The sequence below is a fragment of the Streptomyces sp. G7(2002) genome, from assembly GCF_028870195.1.
Classification (GTDB): Bacteria; Actinomycetota; Actinomycetes; order Streptomycetales; family Streptomycetaceae; genus Streptomyces; species Streptomyces nigrescens.
The window spans coordinates 5,389,091-5,404,104 of sequence record NZ_CP102609.1 but is presented as its reverse complement, the minus strand read 5'-3'; the positions used below and the strand labels follow the sequence as shown (position 1 = coordinate 5,404,104).

Below are 15,014 nucleotides of genomic sequence, written 5' to 3'. Positions count from 1 at the left end.
TGTCCTGCGGCTTTGCCGGCCGGAACCGGCCGGTGCCGCCTCAGTCCTCGGCCGACGCCGCCGTCTTCTTGGCCGCCGCCGTCTTCGCGGTGGTCTTCTTGGCGGTGGTCTTCTTGGCGGTCGTCTTCTTCGCCGTGGTCGTCTTCTTCGCCGCGGTCTTCTTGGCGGCCGTCTTCTTCGCGGCCGTCTTCTTGGCCGGCGCCTTCTTGGCCGCCTTCTTCGCGGTCTTCTTCGCCGGCCCCTTGGCGCGCTTCTCCGCGAGCAGCTCGTAGCCCCGCTCGGCGGTGACCGTCTCGACGTCGTCGTCCCGCCGCAGCGTCGCGTTGGTCTCGCCGTCGGTGACATACGCACCGAACCGGCCGTCCTTGACCACCACCGGCTTGCCGCTCACCGGGTCCGTCCCCAGCTCCTTGAGCGGCGGCTTGGCGGCGGCCCGCCCGCGCTGCTTGGGCTGGGCGTAGATCGCCAGCGCCTCGTCGACGGTGATCGAGAAGAGCTGCTCCTCGCTCTCCAGGGAGCGCGAGTCGGTGCCCTTCTTGAGGTACGGGCCGTAGCGGCCGTTCTGCGCGGTGATCTCCACGCCCTCGGGGTCCTTGCCGACGACGCGCGGCAGCGACATCAGCTTGAGCGCGTCCTCCAGCGTCACCGTGTCCAGGGACATCGACTTGAAGAGCGAGGCGGTACGCGGCTTGACCGCGTTCTTGCCGGTCTTCGGGGTGCCCTCGGGCAGGATCTCGGTGACGTACGGGCCGTAGCGGCCGTCCTTGGCGACGATCTGGTGGCCGCTGTCCGGGTCCATGCCCAGCTCGAAGTCGCCGCTCGGCTTGGCGAGCAGCTCCTCCGCGTACTCCACGGTCAGTTCGTCGGGCGCCAGGTCGTCGGGGACGTCGGCGCGCTGGTGGCCCTCGGCGTCCTTCTCCCCGCGCTCCACATACGGGCCGTAGCGGCCGACGCGCAGCTTGATGTCCTCGCTGACCGGGAAGGACGAGATCTCCCGGGCGTCGATCGCGCCCAGGTCCTCGACCAGTTCCTTGAGCCCGCCGAGGTGGTCGCCGTCGCCGTTGCCGGCGTCCGCGGCACCGCCCTCGCCGTGGCCCTGACCGAAGTAGAAGCGCCGCAGCCACGGCACGGACTGCGCCTCACCGCGGGCGATGCGGTCGAGGTCGTCCTCCATCTTGGCGGTGAAGCTGTAGTCGACCAGCCGGCCGAAGTGCTTCTCCAGGAGGTTGACCACCGCGAAGGACAGGAAGGACGGGACGAGCGCGGTGCCCTTCTTGAAGACATAGCCGCGGTCGAGGATCGTGCCGATGATCGACGCATAGGTCGACGGGCGGCCGATCTCGCGCTCTTCCAGCTCCTTGACCAGCGTGGCCTCGGTGTAGCGGGCGGGCGGCTTGGTGGCGTGCCCGTCGGCGGTGATCTCCTGCGCGGCCAGCGCATCGCCCTCGGCGACCTGCGGCAGCCGGCGCTCGCGGTCGTCGAGCTCGGCGTTGGGGTCGTCGGCGCCCTCCACATAGGCCTTGAGGAAGCCGTGGAAGGTGATGGTCTTGCCGGACGCGCTGAACTCGGCGTCCCGGCCGTCGGCGGCCCGGCCACCAATCTTGACGGTGACGGAGTTACCGGTCGCGTCCTTCATCTGGGAGGCGACCGTCCGCTTCCAGATCAGCTCGTAGAGCTTGAACTGGTCGCCGGTCAGACCGGTCTCGGCCGGGGTGCGGAAGCGGTCGCCGGAGGGGCGGATCGCCTCGTGCGCCTCCTGGGCGTTCTTGACCTTGCCGGCGTAGGTGCGCGGCTTGTCCGGCAGGTAGTTCGCGCCGTACAGATGCGTCACCTGCGCCCGGGCCGCGGCGACCGCGGTGTCCGAGAGCGTGGTGGAGTCCGTACGCATATAGGTGATGAAGCCGTTCTCGTACAGCTTCTGGGCCACCTGCATGGTGGCCTTGGCGCCGAAGCCGAGCTTGCGGCTGGCCTCCTGCTGGAGGGTGGTCGTACGGAACGGGGCGTACGGCGAGCGGCGGTAGGGCTTGGACTCGACCGAGCGCACCGCGAAGTCGGTGTTCTCCAGGGCGGCGGCGAGCGCGCGGGCGTTCGCCTCGTCCAGATGGAGCACATCGTTCTTGAGCTGCCCGTTGGGACCGAAGTCGCGGCCCTGGGCGATACGGCGGCCGTCGACGGTGTTCAGCCGTGCGGTCAGCGTCGAGGGGTCGCTGGCGTCACCGGCCCGGCCGGTGGCGAAGGTGCCGGTCAGGTCCCAGTACTCGGCGGAGCGGAAGGCGATGCGCTCGCGCTCCCGCTCGACGACGAGACGGGTCGCGACGGACTGCACCCGGCCGGCCGACAGCCGGGGCATGACCTTCTTCCACAGGACCGGCGAGACCTCGTAGCCGTAGAGGCGGTCGAGGATCCGGCGGGTTTCCTGGGCGTCGACCAGCTTCTGGTTCAGATCGCGCGGATTGGCGACGGCCTCGCGGATCGCGTCCTTGGTGATCTCGTGGAAGACCATCCGGTGGACGGGGACCTTGGGCTTGAGGATCTCCTGGAGGTGCCAGGCGATGGCCTCGCCCTCGCGGTCCTCATCTGTGGCGAGGTAGAGCTCGTCGGACTCGGCCAGCAGCTCCTTGAGCTTCTTGACCTGGTCCTTCTTGTCACTGTTGACGACGTAGATCGGCTGGAAGTCGGCGTCGACGTTCACGCCGAGGCGGGCCCAGGGCTCGCCCTTGTACTTCGCCGGGACCTCTGCGGCGCCGTTGGGCAGATCGCGGATGTGTCCGACGCTGGCCTCGACCACGTAGCCAGGGCCGAGGTAGCCCTTGATCGTCTTCGCCTTGGCAGGCGACTCGACGATGACGAGTCGGCGGCCGCCGCCGTCTGTGGTCTCGCTGGTCGGGGACAACTTCGCTCTTCTCTCCGGTCGACGCTGGGAATGCTCCCCGGCCGGACGCCGGGACGCACTGCGGTGACGCTTGACGCTGCGGAGTGTGACGGTACCTCCCGGCCCCGTGTCAAACGGAAAAACCCCGCAACGCCACTCGAACGGTAACCCGACTACATGCCTTCATGCCGCCCGGACCGCATCAGGCGCCCGCCACGGGCCCCGGAGGCGACGTTATGGATCATGACGGGGCCGTCCCGCACCCCGGTGTCCACGCCGGCCGTTCCCCGCGGGCCGCAGCCGCGGCACCTTCGGTGATCTCACACAGTGACGATCCCCGGCGGTTCCTCGCTCGCCCGGGGCCGCGCACCGCACCGTCCGCCGGCCGGCGACTGTCACAAGGCGGCGCCGGATGCCGTCATTGCCTTGATACAGCACGTGACCGGGCTGGCAGGATGGACACGGCACGGCTCGCCGTTCGAGCCGAGTACTGCCGTCATCACGCACTCTCGGGGGGAACACCACCCATGGCGAACCAGTACCCCGGACCGCCTCCGGAACAGCCGCCCGGCGGGCCCGGCCAGAACCCTTATGCCGCACCGGAGAGCGGTCAGCCCGCCGACCCCGGTTACGGCTATCCGCAGGGCGGCCGCCCCGGGGAGCCGGGATACGGCTATCCGCAGGCCGGCACTTCGCCTCAGCCCGCTTACGGCTATCCGCAGGACGCCGCGCAGCCGGCGCCCCCGCCCGCTTTCCCGCCGGGCGCGCCGCCGCAGCCGGCGCCCGGCGGTTTCCAGCCCGGGGCCCAGCCCGGCGGGATGTCGCTGTCGCTCGGCGACATCGCGGTGAGCGGCGACACGATCATGACGCCGGCCGGGCCGATGCCGCTCAAGGGCGCGGTGTGGACGGCCACCGATATGTCGCGGACGGAGGAGAAGATGCCGACGCACGCGGTCGTGCTCGCCATCGTCTTCTTCCTCTTCTGTCTGCTCGGTCTGCTCTTCCTCCTGATGAAGGAGCGGGTGACGACCGGGTTCGTGCAGGTCACGGTGAACAGCGGCGGCCGGCACCACTCCACGATGATCCCGGTGCAGTCGCGCGAGCAGGTGATGTGGGTGCTCAACCAGGTCAACTACGCCCGGTCGCTGAGCGTGTGAGCACCGGGGAGTCCTGGGGTCCCGCCGAGCCCGCGGGACCCACCGGGGCATCGGTGCGGACCCGCACCCTCCGGCGGGCGTCGGTCATGCTCGGCGTCGGTGCGGCGGCCGCCGTCTATCTCTGGCACACCGATCCCCACCAGCCCGGGCAGCTGCTGATCCCCTGCCCCTTCAAATGGGCCACCGGGCTGTTGTGCCCGCTGTGCGGCGGGACCCGGATGGCGTACGACCTGATGCACGGCGAGGTCGTGACGGCCTTCCACGACAACGCCGTGCTGCTCGCCCTGGGCGGGCCGGCCGTGGCGTACGCCGTCGGGCGCTGGCTGGTCGCCGGCCTCCGCGGGCGGGTCCACCGCCCGCGGCTGTCGGGCCGCGGCAATGCCGTGGTGCTCGGCATCGCCGCGGTGTGGATGCTCGCCCGCAATCTCGTCGGCTGAGTACGTCCGACGGTCCGGCCGCGGTCCGGACCGTCCGGCGTCAGCGCGTCAGCGCGTCAGCACCTCAGCGCACGGTGACCGTGACCACCGGCGAGACGGTGCTGCCGGTCGCCATGCGGAGCTGGTTGACGCCCTTGATGCCGAGCTTGACGCGGACCGCGTACGCACCGCTGCTGTTGACCGGCGTCTGCGCGGGCAGCGAGACCCACTTCGCGCCCTGCTTCTGCTGGACGGTGAGCTTGGTGCCGGCCTTGATGCCCTTGGCGACGCCGGTGATCCGGAACTGCTCCCAGGCCTTGACCGTGGTCGCACTCGCCTTGGCCGTCAGGGTGGCGGCGGCCGGTGCGGTGGCCACGACCGGCGAGGGCGAGTGCAGGTCCTGCGGTGCGGCGAAGGCCGCGGCCGAGCCACCGGCCAGCAGGGAGACGGCGATGGCGCCGACGGCGGCGTAGCGAAGTGCACGGTTCATAGGGCTTCCTCACTGCGGGGGCCGGCCCGTTGGGCGACCGGCCTGTTGGTGACCTTCACTGAGGAACATGCCCTGACGGCACCGGAAAGTTCCCGCGTACCGGCACACACCGGCCATTTATGGCAGAACTGGCCGGAAGTGAACGTAGCGCCTTCCGGCGGCAGTTGAGGACGGCGCCCCGCCAACGATGGTGACGAACCGATGGGCGACGGAACAACAGGACGACGCCTGCGGCTACAACGCCGCCAGCAGCCAGCAGCCCGTGGCCAGGAACACCACCCCGGACAGCAGTGCCGTCACGGTGGCGACCGGACGGCTGACACCGTCGGCGACCGGGGAACCGGTCCGCGCGCACACGCCCGTCCACACCAGAAGTCCGGCGCCGAACAGCGCGAACGCCACACCGGCGAATGCCTCGGGTCCACTCTCCACGCGGGCAGCCTGGCACCCCGGGGCGGCATCCCGGCGAACGCCGGATGAACGGCGTCCGCATGTCGCCCGCCGCTCCCCCGTCCGCCTCAGCCGTCCGCGGCCACCGGCTCCAGGAACCCCTGCTCGACCAGCATCCGGATCGAGGCCGGGGTGCGGTCCCGCAGCAGGACCGGGTCCTCGCCGACGAGTTGGGCGATGGCGTCCAGAATCCGCCCGGCGGGCAGTGAGCCGTCGCACACCCCGGCGAAGCCGGCGCCGACCGTGTCCACCTTCGTGGCCCGCCGCATACCGCGGTGCTGACGCAGCACCACATGCTCCGGGTCCTCCGCCCCGGGCAGCCCGACCTGCTCCTGGACCACCTCGTCGGCGAGCCGGAAATGGCCGGCCAGCAGCGCCGCGTCGTCCGTGGCCCGTAGATAGTCCTGGCGGTCGAAGTGCCGTACGACCGACTCCCCCAGCGGCTGCTCGACCGGGTGCGGCCACTCCTCGACCGTGATGGAGGGGGTGTCCGAACCGGACTTGCGCAGCGTGATCCATCCAAAGCCGATGGCCTTGGTCTTGCGCGCCTCGAACTCGTCGAGCCAGGCGTCGTAGCGCGCGGTGTACGCCTCCTCGCCCGCCCGGTGATCGCCCGCGTCGCGCAGCCACAGCTCGGCGTACTGGGTGATGTCCTGGACCTCGCGCTGCACGATCCAGGCGTCGCAGCCGCGCGGCACCCAGGACCGCAGCCGGTCGTGCCACTCCTCGCCCGCCACATGCTGCCAATTGGCCAGCAGCTGGCAGTAGCCGCCGTCGTTGAGATGCGCGGCGGACTGCTGGACGAGCGTCCGGCACAGGTCGTCGCCGCCCATACCGCCGTCCCGGTAGGTGAGGCGGGCGCCCGGCGAGATCACGAAAGGCGGGTTGGACACGATCAGGTCGTACGTCTCGTCACCGACCGGCTCGAACAGCGAGCCCTCCCGCAGGTCCGCCGCCTCCGCCCCGGAGAGCGCCAGCGTCAGCGCGGCGACCCGCAGCGCCCGGGGGTTGAGGTCGGTGGCCGTGACGCGCGTGGCGTGCTGGGCGGCATGCAGCGCCTGGATGCCGGAGCCCGTACCGAGGTCGAGCGCCTTGGCGACCGGCCGGCGCACGGTGAGCCCGGCCAGGGTCGTGGACGCACCGCCGACGCCGAGCACCAGCTGTGCCCGGTCCGCCTCCCCGACGCCCCGGATACCGCCGGCCCCGCCGACCGCGCAGCCCAGGTCGGAGACGATCCACCAGTCCTGCCCCTCGGGGCCGCCGTACGGGCGCACGTCCACACTGGCGCGCAGCTCGTCGCCGTCCTGCACCAGCCAGCCGTCGGTGAGGCAGTCCGCGACCGGCAGCGCGGTCTGCGCCTGCCGCAGCTCCACCGGGCGCTGCAGCAGGAACAGCCGCACCAGGGTCTCCAGCGGGCTGTCGCCGCGCGTCGCCCGCAGCGCGGGGACGGTCTCACTGCGGGCCAGCGCGGCATAGGCGGGCGCGCCGAGCAGCTCCAGCAGCCCGTCGGCGGTGAAGGCGGCGGCCAGCAGCGCCTCGCGCAGCCGGGCCGTGCGGGCGTTGCTCTCGGGGTCCTGGGCATCTGCGGTGGGGAGGTGCGTACTCACGCCCACCATTGTCGGCCCTGCCACTGACAAACGGCGACGGCCCGGCGCCACGCCCTTCCCGGGCGCGTCGCCGGGCCGTCGGAGCCGTTGCCGGTTCGCGGATGCCGCGGCTCACCGGCTGGGCCGGCTCCCCTGGCCGCTACGACTTAGGGGACTGTGTGGGCGCCGGGGCACCGGACGCGGCGGGGTTCTGGCAGCCCTTCTGGGCGGCCATCGCCGTGCCGACGTCACCGGCCTCGAGGTTCTTGAAGGCTGCCTCGCTCTGCTTGTTGAGCTTGTTGATGCCGCTGGAGAGGTCGCGCAGACCGTCCGCGAACTTGAGCTTGTCCTTGGTGTCGAGGCTGTCGACCTGCTTCTGGAGGTCCGCATAGCCCTTGGAGAGCGAGTTGAGCTCCTTGACGGCGTTCTGCTGGGCCTGCTTGCCCTGGTCGGTCGGCGGGGGACCGGCCTTCTCCAGGGACTTGGCCAGCGAGGCGTAGGCGCTGGAAATCTTCTGGAAGGCGGCCGAGTCGGTCTGCTGGACCTTTTTGGAGTCCGTGCTGCCGTTGTCGGCCGTCTGCATGGCGCCGTTGGCGTCCTGGATCTTCTTGAACTGAGCCTGCGCAGGGTCGCAGAAACTCTTCGCCCAGTCATTGAGCTTCTTGTTGCTGTCGTCGCTGCAGCCGGTCAGCGCGAGCACCAGTGCGGCACCGCCGGACAGTGCAGCCACAAGCTTCTTGTTCACCGGATTGGTCCCTTCCATGGCTCTCGGCCCCGGAACATACACGTCCAAACGGCCTGGGCGACCGGTCGGGCATCCCGCCCTGCCCTCATTGCAGCCATTTGCACCAAGGACCGCAGGGCCACCCGGGCACGCGGAGGGCGGGTGGCCGGCGCCTGCAAAATACGCCGTCCACCCGCCCAGTTGAGCGGTCCGCGAGCCCTGTTGGTGGTCCTTTGCGGCTAGGACGCCACCGCCGTCTTGGCTGACTTGGCGATGGTTTCCGGATCTTCGGAGTTGTCTTCGTCACCCACGGCGATTCCGCGCCGCTTGGAGACGTAGACCGCACCGACGATGACGGCGATCGCCAGCACCGAGACCACGAGCCGGACGCCGGTGCTCTTGTCCTGGCCGTATGAGAACTTGACCACAGCAGGTGCGATCAGGAGCGCCACCAGGTTCATGACCTTCAGCAGCGGGTTGATCGCCGGGCCGGCGGTGTCCTTGAACGGGTCACCGACGGTGTCGCCGATGACCGTCGCGGCATGCGCCTCGCTGCCCTTGCCGCCGTGGTGCCCGTCCTCGACCAGCTTCTTGGCGTTGTCCCACGCGCCACCGGAGTTGGCGAGGAAGACCGCCATCAGCGTGCCGGTGCCGATCGCACCCGCCAGGAACGAGCCGAGCGCGCCGACGCCGAGCGAGAAGCCGACCGCGATCGGGGTGAGCACGGCCAGCAGCCCGGGAGTGGCCAGCTCACGCAGCGCGTCCTTGGTGCAGATGTCCACGACCCGCCCGTACTCGGGCTTCTCGCTGTAGTCCATGATCCCGGGGTGCTCCCGGAACTGCCGGCGCACCTCGAAGACCACCGCTCCCGCCGACCGCGACACCGCGTTGATCGCCAGCCCGGAGAACAGGAAGACGACCGAGGCGCCGAGGATCAGCCCGACGAGGTTGTTGGGCTGCGAGATGTCCAGGCTGAGGCCCATCCCGGAGGCGGCGTTGCCGACCTCCCGTACGGCGGTGGCGATCGCGTCCCGGTACGAGCCGAAGAGCGCGGCCGCGGCCAGTACGGCCGTCGCGATGGCGATGCCCTTGGTGATGGCCTTGGTCGTGTTGCCGACCGCGTCCAGGTCGGTGAGCACCTGCGCGCCGTCACCGGTGACATCGCCGGACATCTCGGCGATGCCCTGCGCGTTGTCGGAGACCGGACCGAAGGTGTCCATCGCCACGATCACGCCGACGGTGGTCAGCAGACCGGTACCGGCGAGCGCCACCGCGAACAGCGCCAGCATGATGGAGGCGCCGCCCAGCAGGAACGCTCCGTAGACGGCCAGGCCGATCAGCACCGCCGAGTAGACGGCCGACTCCAGGCCGATCGAGATACCGGAGAGCACGACGGTGGCCGGGCCGGTCAGCGAGGTCTTCCCGATGTCCCGCACGGGCCGCCGGTTGGTCTCGGTGAAGTAGCCGGTCAGCTGCTGGATCAGCGCGGCCAGCACGATGCCGATGGCGACCGCCACCAGCGCCAGCATCCGCGGGTCGCCGCTGGTGCTCAGGATCTCGACGTCGGTGACGCCCTTCAGGCCCTGGTAGCTGGACGGCAGGTAGGCGAACACGGCGACGGCCACCAGGACCAGCGAGATGCCCGCGGAGATGAAGAAGCCGCGGTTGATGGCCGTCATGCCGCTGCGGTCGCTGCGCCGGGGCGCGACCACGAAGATGCCGATCATCGCGGTGAGCACACCGATGGCCGGAACCAGCAGCGGGAAGGCGAGCCCGGCGTCGCCGAAGGCCGCCATGCCCAGGATGAGCGCGGCAACCAGGGTCACCGCGTACGACTCGAAGAGGTCGGCGGCCATACCCGCGCAGTCACCGACGTTGTCGCCCACGTTGTCCGCGATGGTCGCGGCGTTGCGCGGGTCGTCCTCGGGGATGCCCTGCTCGACCTTCCCGACGAGGTCGGCGCCGACGTCCGCGGCCTTGGTGAAGATGCCGCCGCCGACCCTCATGAACATCGCGATCAGCGCGGCGCCGAGGCCGAAGCCCTCCAGCACCTTGGGCGCGTCGACCGCGTACACGAGCACCACGCAGGAGGCACCGAGCAGGCCCAGCCCCACGGTGAACATTCCGACGACGCCACCGGTACGGAATGCGATCTTCATGGCCTTGTGAGAGACGGCCGTAAGATCCCTTTCCCGGGTATCGCCCTCTTGCGGAGTGGCTTCCCGGGCGGCCGCCGCAACGCGCACATTGCTGCGTACGGCGAGCCACATGCCGATATAGCCGGTGGCCGCCGAGAATCCGGCGCCGATCAAGAAGAAGGCGCTGCGTCCGGCGCGCTGCGTCCAATCGTCCGCAGGCAGCAGCATGAGCAGGAAGAACACCACGACGGCGAATACGCCGAGAGTCCGCAACTGCCGTGCCAGGTAGGCATTTGCGCCTTCCTGCACGGCCGCCGCGATCTTCTTCATACTGTCGGTTCCCTCACCGGCCGCGAGCACTTGGCGGACCAGCACCGCCGCGACTGCCAGCGCCGCCAGGGCGACCGCGGCGATCACCAGCACGATGACGCGGTTGCCCGCCGTAAGTGACGGCCCGGCCAGAAAAGTGGGGGTGTCAAGCAACTGAGGGGTGTAAGGCCCCGCCATTCGTCCTCCTTGACGTTTGGCACATGGGCGCGCGGAAGCACGCTCAGGCGTCCTGAGCAAGATGTGGACGGATTGTAGGGAGCCGCGGTTGATCAAAACAGTACGCGTCAAAGGGAATTCGCCGGTAGCGGCGAAGATCAAAAGGCCGACGCGCTACGGAATTCGCCCGGACGAAGGAAAGCAGCGAATTCGCTGACCACTGCCCGATGATCTCTCTGTCGTACTGATCGCCCGTGGATCGCCCGCTGATCGCCGCTGCTCAAGGACGCCGCCCCGGAGCCCGGGCCGATTGAGGCGTGCGGGACACCGGAGAGAATTGTTCCACCCCACTACGGCCGAACGGGTGACCCGGGGCGCGCGGACCGCTCCCCGCCACCCGATGAAGAGCCGTCAGATCGAGTCCGGATCGCAACGCATGAGACGGGAGCGGAGACCAGGGCCGGCCGGTAGGGCTCCCCGGTTCGTGCCCGGTGATGACGGTCCGGGGCACCGTCGGGTCGCGCAGTCACACGGGGTGCACGGGGTGCACGGGGTGCACTGGGTGCACAGGACGCACGGGGCGACACACGTCGGCGTGCACGGGGTCAGGGCCATCAAGGGCGCCCCGGAGCCATCACAGGGCCGGAGCCCGGTAGAACGCCGTATGGACGCCTCTCCGGCGACCTCACGGCCGGGCCGGCGCCACTGCCGTGACCGAGCCCGCCACAGCCGCCGTCAGCGCCCTGGGGGCATAGGTGCGTGGAGAGTCTGAGGTGTCAGTGCGTGGAGAGTCCGGGGCGTCAGTGCGTGGAGAGTCCGGGGCGTCAGTGCGTGGAGAGTCCGGGGACGTGACGGCTCGTGCCGCGTCACCTACGGACAGCGCGGCTCGGAGGCGTCCCGCTGACGGGCCACCGGAGCGCTACGGCAGGACCGCAGCCGTCGTGGTGGGCCAGGTCATGCGGATCAGTCCGCCGTCCTTGCCGGCGGTCACCTCGACATCGTCGACCAGCCCGCTGATCACGGCGAGGCCCATCTCGTCCTCGCCTTCGGCATCGCTCTCCGCGACGCCCTCGGCCTCGTCGGCGCCGCGCGCCGAACCGGAGTCGCCGGTCACCCCGTCGCCCACCTCGATCGAGAACTTCTTCTCGTCCTCGATCAGCAGCACCCGCACCGGAGCCGCGATCTCATGGCTCTCGTGCAGGCCCACGGCACGGCTGCACGCCTCACCGACGGCGAGCCGCACCTCGTCCAGCACGGCCTCGTCCACCCCCGCGCGCCGTGCCACGGCAGCCGCGACCAGACGCGCGGTGCGGACATGCTCGGGAAGGGCGCTGAAGCGAAGTTCGACGGTGGCCATGCCATCCCCCTCGTTATGCGGGCGTGCGACGCAGGGGGCCGGACCTCCGTCCGGTACCCCCCACTTCTTCCTCCCCCCGCGCCTGGTGGCGCGGGGGACCGGCAAAACCGTCAGTCAGTCGCCGAGACGGCTTCCTCGACCGAGGTGTGAATCGGAAACACCTTGGTCAGTCCGGTGATACGGAAGATCTTGAGAATGCGCTCCTGGTTGCAGACCAGGCGCAGCGAGCCCTCATGGGCACGCACCCGCTTGAGCCCGCCGACCAGCACGCCGAGCCCAGTGGAGTCCAGGAAGTCGACACGTTCCATGTCCACCACGAGGTGGTAGCTTCCGTCGTTCACAAGCTCGACCAGCTGCTCCCGCAGCTTGGGCGCGGTGTATACATCAATCTCGCCACCGACCTCGACGACCGTACGGTCGCCAACGGTCCGGGTCGACAGGGACAGGTCCACGGATCCTCCAGCACCTTGCTATCGAGCGGTCGCCCCCCTGGGGCCTCCCCACCGAAGGTAGGGGCGGATCTGGCAGCCGCGATGGCATTCAATCACTTACCAGTAGGCGTGCACGACGCCCTTTAAGCATTGTCCGTCACTCCGGTGACACACTCGGTGCCGATGGCCTCCAATCCAGTCCCGCCGGATGCGGGCGCGCGCCCGTCCCCAGGCATGATTCTCGAACGTCTCGCCAGGGGCGCGACCCGCGCTGCGCGCATCACTCATACGGAGCACTTGCCCCCGCGCATCGGCAGCCATGCCGACTGGCCGGAACAGATCCGGCCGGAAGTGATCGATGCCATCCGCTCGGCCGGAATCGATCGTCCCTGGGCCCACCAGGCACGGACGTCCGAACACGCACTGCGCGGCGAATCGGTCGTCGTGGCCACCGGCACCGCCTCGGGGAAGTCCCTGGCCTATCTCGCGCCGGTCCTCTCCACGCTCCTGGACGGCTCCGAGGCCCCGAACGGGAGAGGGGCCACGGCCCTGTATCTGGCCCCCACGAAGGCGCTGGCGGCCGATCAGCGGCGCGCCGTACGTGAGCTGGCCGCCCCGCTGGGCCCGGCCGTCCGGCCCGCGGTCTACGACGGCGACACCCCCGTCGAGGAGCGCGAGTGGGTCCGCCAGTACGGCAATTACGTCCTGACCAACCCCGACATGCTGCATCGCGGCATCCTGCCGTCGCACCCCCGCTGGTCCTCCTTCCTGCGGGCGCTGCGCTATGTCGTCATCGATGAATGCCACAGCTACCGCGGCGTCTTCGGCTCCCATGTCGCGCAGGTCGTCCGCCGGCTGCGCCGTATCTGCGCCCGCTACGGCTCCGAGCCGGTCTTTCTGCTCGCCTCCGCCACGGCCGCGGAGCCGGGACAGGCCGCGACCCGGCTCACCGGCCTGCCCGTGGTGGAAATCACCGAGGACACCTCGCCGCGCGGCGAGTTGGTCTTCGCGCTGTGGGAGCCGCCGCTGACCGAACTCCACGGTGAGCAGGGCGCCCCGGTCCGCCGGACCGCCACCGCGGAGAGCGCGGATCTGCTCACCGACCTCGCCGTCCAGGGCGTACGCACCGTCGCCTTCGTCCGCTCCCGGCGCGGCGCCGAACTGATCGCCCTGATCGCGCAGGAGCGGCTCGCGGAGGTGGACCGCTCGCTGCCCGGACGGGTCGCCGCCTACCGGGGCGGCTATCTGCCCGAGGAACGCCGCGCCCTGGAACGTGCCCTGCACAGCGGTGAGCTGCTCGGCCTGGCCGCCACCACCGCGCTCGAACTGGGCGTGGACGTGTCCGGGCTGGATGCCGTGGTCATCGCCGGATATCCGGGGACCCGGGCGTCCCTGTGGCAGCAGGCGGGGCGGGCGGGCCGCTCCGGGCAGGGCGCGCTCGCCGTGCTCGTGGCCCGCGACGACCCGCTGGACACCTATCTCGTCCACCACCCCGAGGCACTCTTCGACCAGCCCGTCGAGTCCACCGTCCTCGACCCCGACAACCCCTACGTGCTCGCCCCGCACCTGTGCGCGGCCGCCGCCGAACTCCCGCTCACGGCATCGGATTTCCCGCTCTTCGGGCCCGCGGCCGGCGGTCTGATGCCGCAGCTGGAGGCCGCGAGCCTGCTGCGCCGGCGCGCCAAGGCCTGGCACTGGACGCGCCGCGAGCGCGCCGCCGACCTCACCGACATCCGCGGGCAGGGCGGCTCGCCGGTACAGATCGTGGAGGCCGGTACCGGGCGGCTGCTGGGCACCGTGGATGCCGCCGCCGCGCACACCGCCGTCCACGACGGCGCGGTCCACCTCCACCAGGGCCGTACCTACGTCGTGCAGCAACTCGACCTCGCCGACGATGTGGCGCTCGTCGAGGAGGCCAGCCCGCCCTACTCCACGACCGCCCGCGACACCACCGCGATCTCCATCCTCGACACCGACACCGAGATCCCCTGGGGCGATGCCCGGCTGTGCTTCGGGTCCGTCGAGGTCACCAATCAGGTCGTCTCCTTCCTGCGCCGCAAGCTGATCACCGGCGAGGTCCTGGGCGAGACCAAGCTCGATCTGCCGCCCCGTACGCTGCGCACCCGCGCGGTGTGGTGGACGGTCACCGAGGACCAACTCGACGCCGCCCGCGTCAATCCCGAGCAGCTGGGCGGTGCCCTGCACGCCGCGGAACACGCCTCCATCGGCATGCTGCCGCTCTTCGCCACCTGCGACCGCTGGGACATCGGCGGCGTCTCCGTGCCCCTCCACCCGGACACCCTCCTGCCGACCGTCTTCGTCTACGACGGCCACCCGGGCGGCGCCGGATTCGCCGAGCGCGCCTTCCACACGGCCGCCGACTGGCTCACCGCCACCCGCAGCGCCATCGCGTCCTGCGAATGCGAGGCCGGCTGCCCTTCCTGCATCCAGTCGCCCAAGTGCGGCAACGGCAACGACCCGCTCCACAAGCGGGGAGCCATCCGGTTGCTGGGCGAGCTCCTGCGCGGCGCGCCGCAGGGGACGTAGCGGGGGTGCCGCCGCGGGCCGGGCGCGGACCACGGCGGCCGGGGCCGGCCCGGCTCGGGCCCTCGCCGGGTCACCGCGCCCCGGCGGCCCGGCCCGCGCCCGTACCCGGGAGGTGAACGGGCTGCTGCCCGCCTCGGCCGAGACATCCGCGACCTGCCCGGTCACCGCGCAGCGCACCAGACGGGTGTGCTGCGCGGCCGCCACCCGGCGGGCCGCCGCGCAGGCCACGGCCGGGCCCCGCAGGGCGTGATCCGCGGCGGCCAGCGCCGCCAGGTCCGCGGCGCCACCCGCCCGGTGCCGCGCCGTGACGGCCTGGCCCACACCGACCAGGGCCACGAAGACCGCGCAGAGCGCCGCCGT

At 70.8% G+C, this 15,014-nt stretch carries 11 protein-coding genes and 1 pseudogene; 3 read left to right on the top strand and 9 right to left on the bottom strand.

Annotated features, from left to right (window positions below; genetic code table 11):
- Nucleotides 1-40: 40 nt before the first annotated feature.
- Nucleotides 41-2,893, bottom strand: a complete 2,853-nt coding sequence (topA, locus tag NUT86_RS22940) for a type I DNA topoisomerase (protein ID WP_274737390.1) — start codon at nucleotides 2,891-2,893, stop codon at nucleotides 41-43.
- A 506-nt stretch (nucleotides 2,894-3,399) separates the two neighbouring features.
- Here topA and NUT86_RS22935 point away from each other — a divergent pair.
- Together NUT86_RS22935 and NUT86_RS22930 are read left to right on the top strand one after the other, a co-directional pair.
- Nucleotides 3,400-4,029, top strand: a complete 630-nt coding sequence (locus NUT86_RS22935; protein WP_148589224.1) for a hypothetical protein — start codon at nucleotides 3,400-3,402, stop codon at nucleotides 4,027-4,029.
- Complete coding sequence (locus NUT86_RS22930) at nucleotides 4,026-4,466, top strand: DUF2752 domain-containing protein (protein WP_266440571.1); 441 nt, start codon at nucleotides 4,026-4,028, stop codon at nucleotides 4,464-4,466. The genes NUT86_RS22935 and NUT86_RS22930 overlap by 4 nt, the downstream gene beginning before the upstream one ends.
- Before the next feature lie 64 nt (nucleotides 4,467-4,530).
- Here the strand turns inward: NUT86_RS22930 and NUT86_RS22925 are convergent, their stop codons facing one another.
- The 7 genes from NUT86_RS22925 to bldG form a co-directional block, all read right to left on the bottom strand.
- Nucleotides 4,531-4,935: a hypothetical protein gene (locus NUT86_RS22925; protein WP_109891443.1), complete on the bottom strand. Its 405-nt coding sequence runs from the start codon at nucleotides 4,933-4,935 to the stop codon at nucleotides 4,531-4,533.
- A 234-nt stretch (nucleotides 4,936-5,169) separates the two neighbouring features.
- Complete coding sequence (locus NUT86_RS22920; RefSeq protein ID WP_093642008.1) at nucleotides 5,170-5,367, bottom strand: hypothetical protein; 198 nt, start codon at nucleotides 5,365-5,367, stop codon at nucleotides 5,170-5,172.
- A gap of 86 nt (nucleotides 5,368-5,453) precedes the next feature.
- Entirely contained in the window at nucleotides 5,454-7,001 is a 1,548-nt protein-coding gene (locus tag NUT86_RS22915) for a DUF7059 domain-containing protein (protein ID WP_371874917.1), read from the bottom strand.
- Nucleotides 7,002-7,131: 130 nt separating this feature from the next.
- Nucleotides 7,132-7,716 (bottom strand): hypothetical protein, encoded by a 585-nt coding sequence (locus tag NUT86_RS22910; RefSeq protein ID WP_018089986.1) that lies wholly within the window; start codon nucleotides 7,714-7,716, stop codon nucleotides 7,132-7,134.
- 218 nt (nucleotides 7,717-7,934) lie between these two features.
- Nucleotides 7,935-10,340, bottom strand: coding sequence for a sodium-translocating pyrophosphatase (locus NUT86_RS22905; protein ID WP_109891435.1), 2,406 nt, complete (start codon nucleotides 10,338-10,340; stop codon nucleotides 7,935-7,937).
- An 898-nt stretch (nucleotides 10,341-11,238) separates the two neighbouring features.
- Complete coding sequence (locus NUT86_RS22900) at nucleotides 11,239-11,676, bottom strand: ATP-binding protein (RefSeq protein ID WP_018089984.1); 438 nt, start codon at nucleotides 11,674-11,676, stop codon at nucleotides 11,239-11,241.
- Between the two features lie 110 nt (nucleotides 11,677-11,786).
- Nucleotides 11,787-12,128, bottom strand: a complete 342-nt coding sequence (gene bldG / locus NUT86_RS22895; RefSeq protein WP_018089983.1) for an anti-sigma factor antagonist BldG — start codon at nucleotides 12,126-12,128, stop codon at nucleotides 11,787-11,789.
- 162 nt (nucleotides 12,129-12,290) lie between these two features.
- On the opposite strand from bldG, the gene NUT86_RS22890 reads away from it, so the two are divergent.
- Nucleotides 12,291-14,654 carry a DEAD/DEAH box helicase gene (locus tag NUT86_RS22890; protein WP_229838079.1) on the top strand — a complete coding sequence of 788 codons (2,364 nt, stop codon included), beginning with the start codon at nucleotides 12,291-12,293 and terminating at the stop codon, nucleotides 14,652-14,654.
- A gap of 144 nt (nucleotides 14,655-14,798) precedes the next feature.
- Here NUT86_RS22890 and NUT86_RS40480 read toward each other — a convergent pair.
- Nucleotides 14,799-14,990: pseudogene (locus NUT86_RS40480) on the bottom strand (Rv3654c family TadE-like protein); the annotation flags it as partial.
- Between the last annotated feature and the right edge of the window lie 24 nt (nucleotides 14,991-15,014).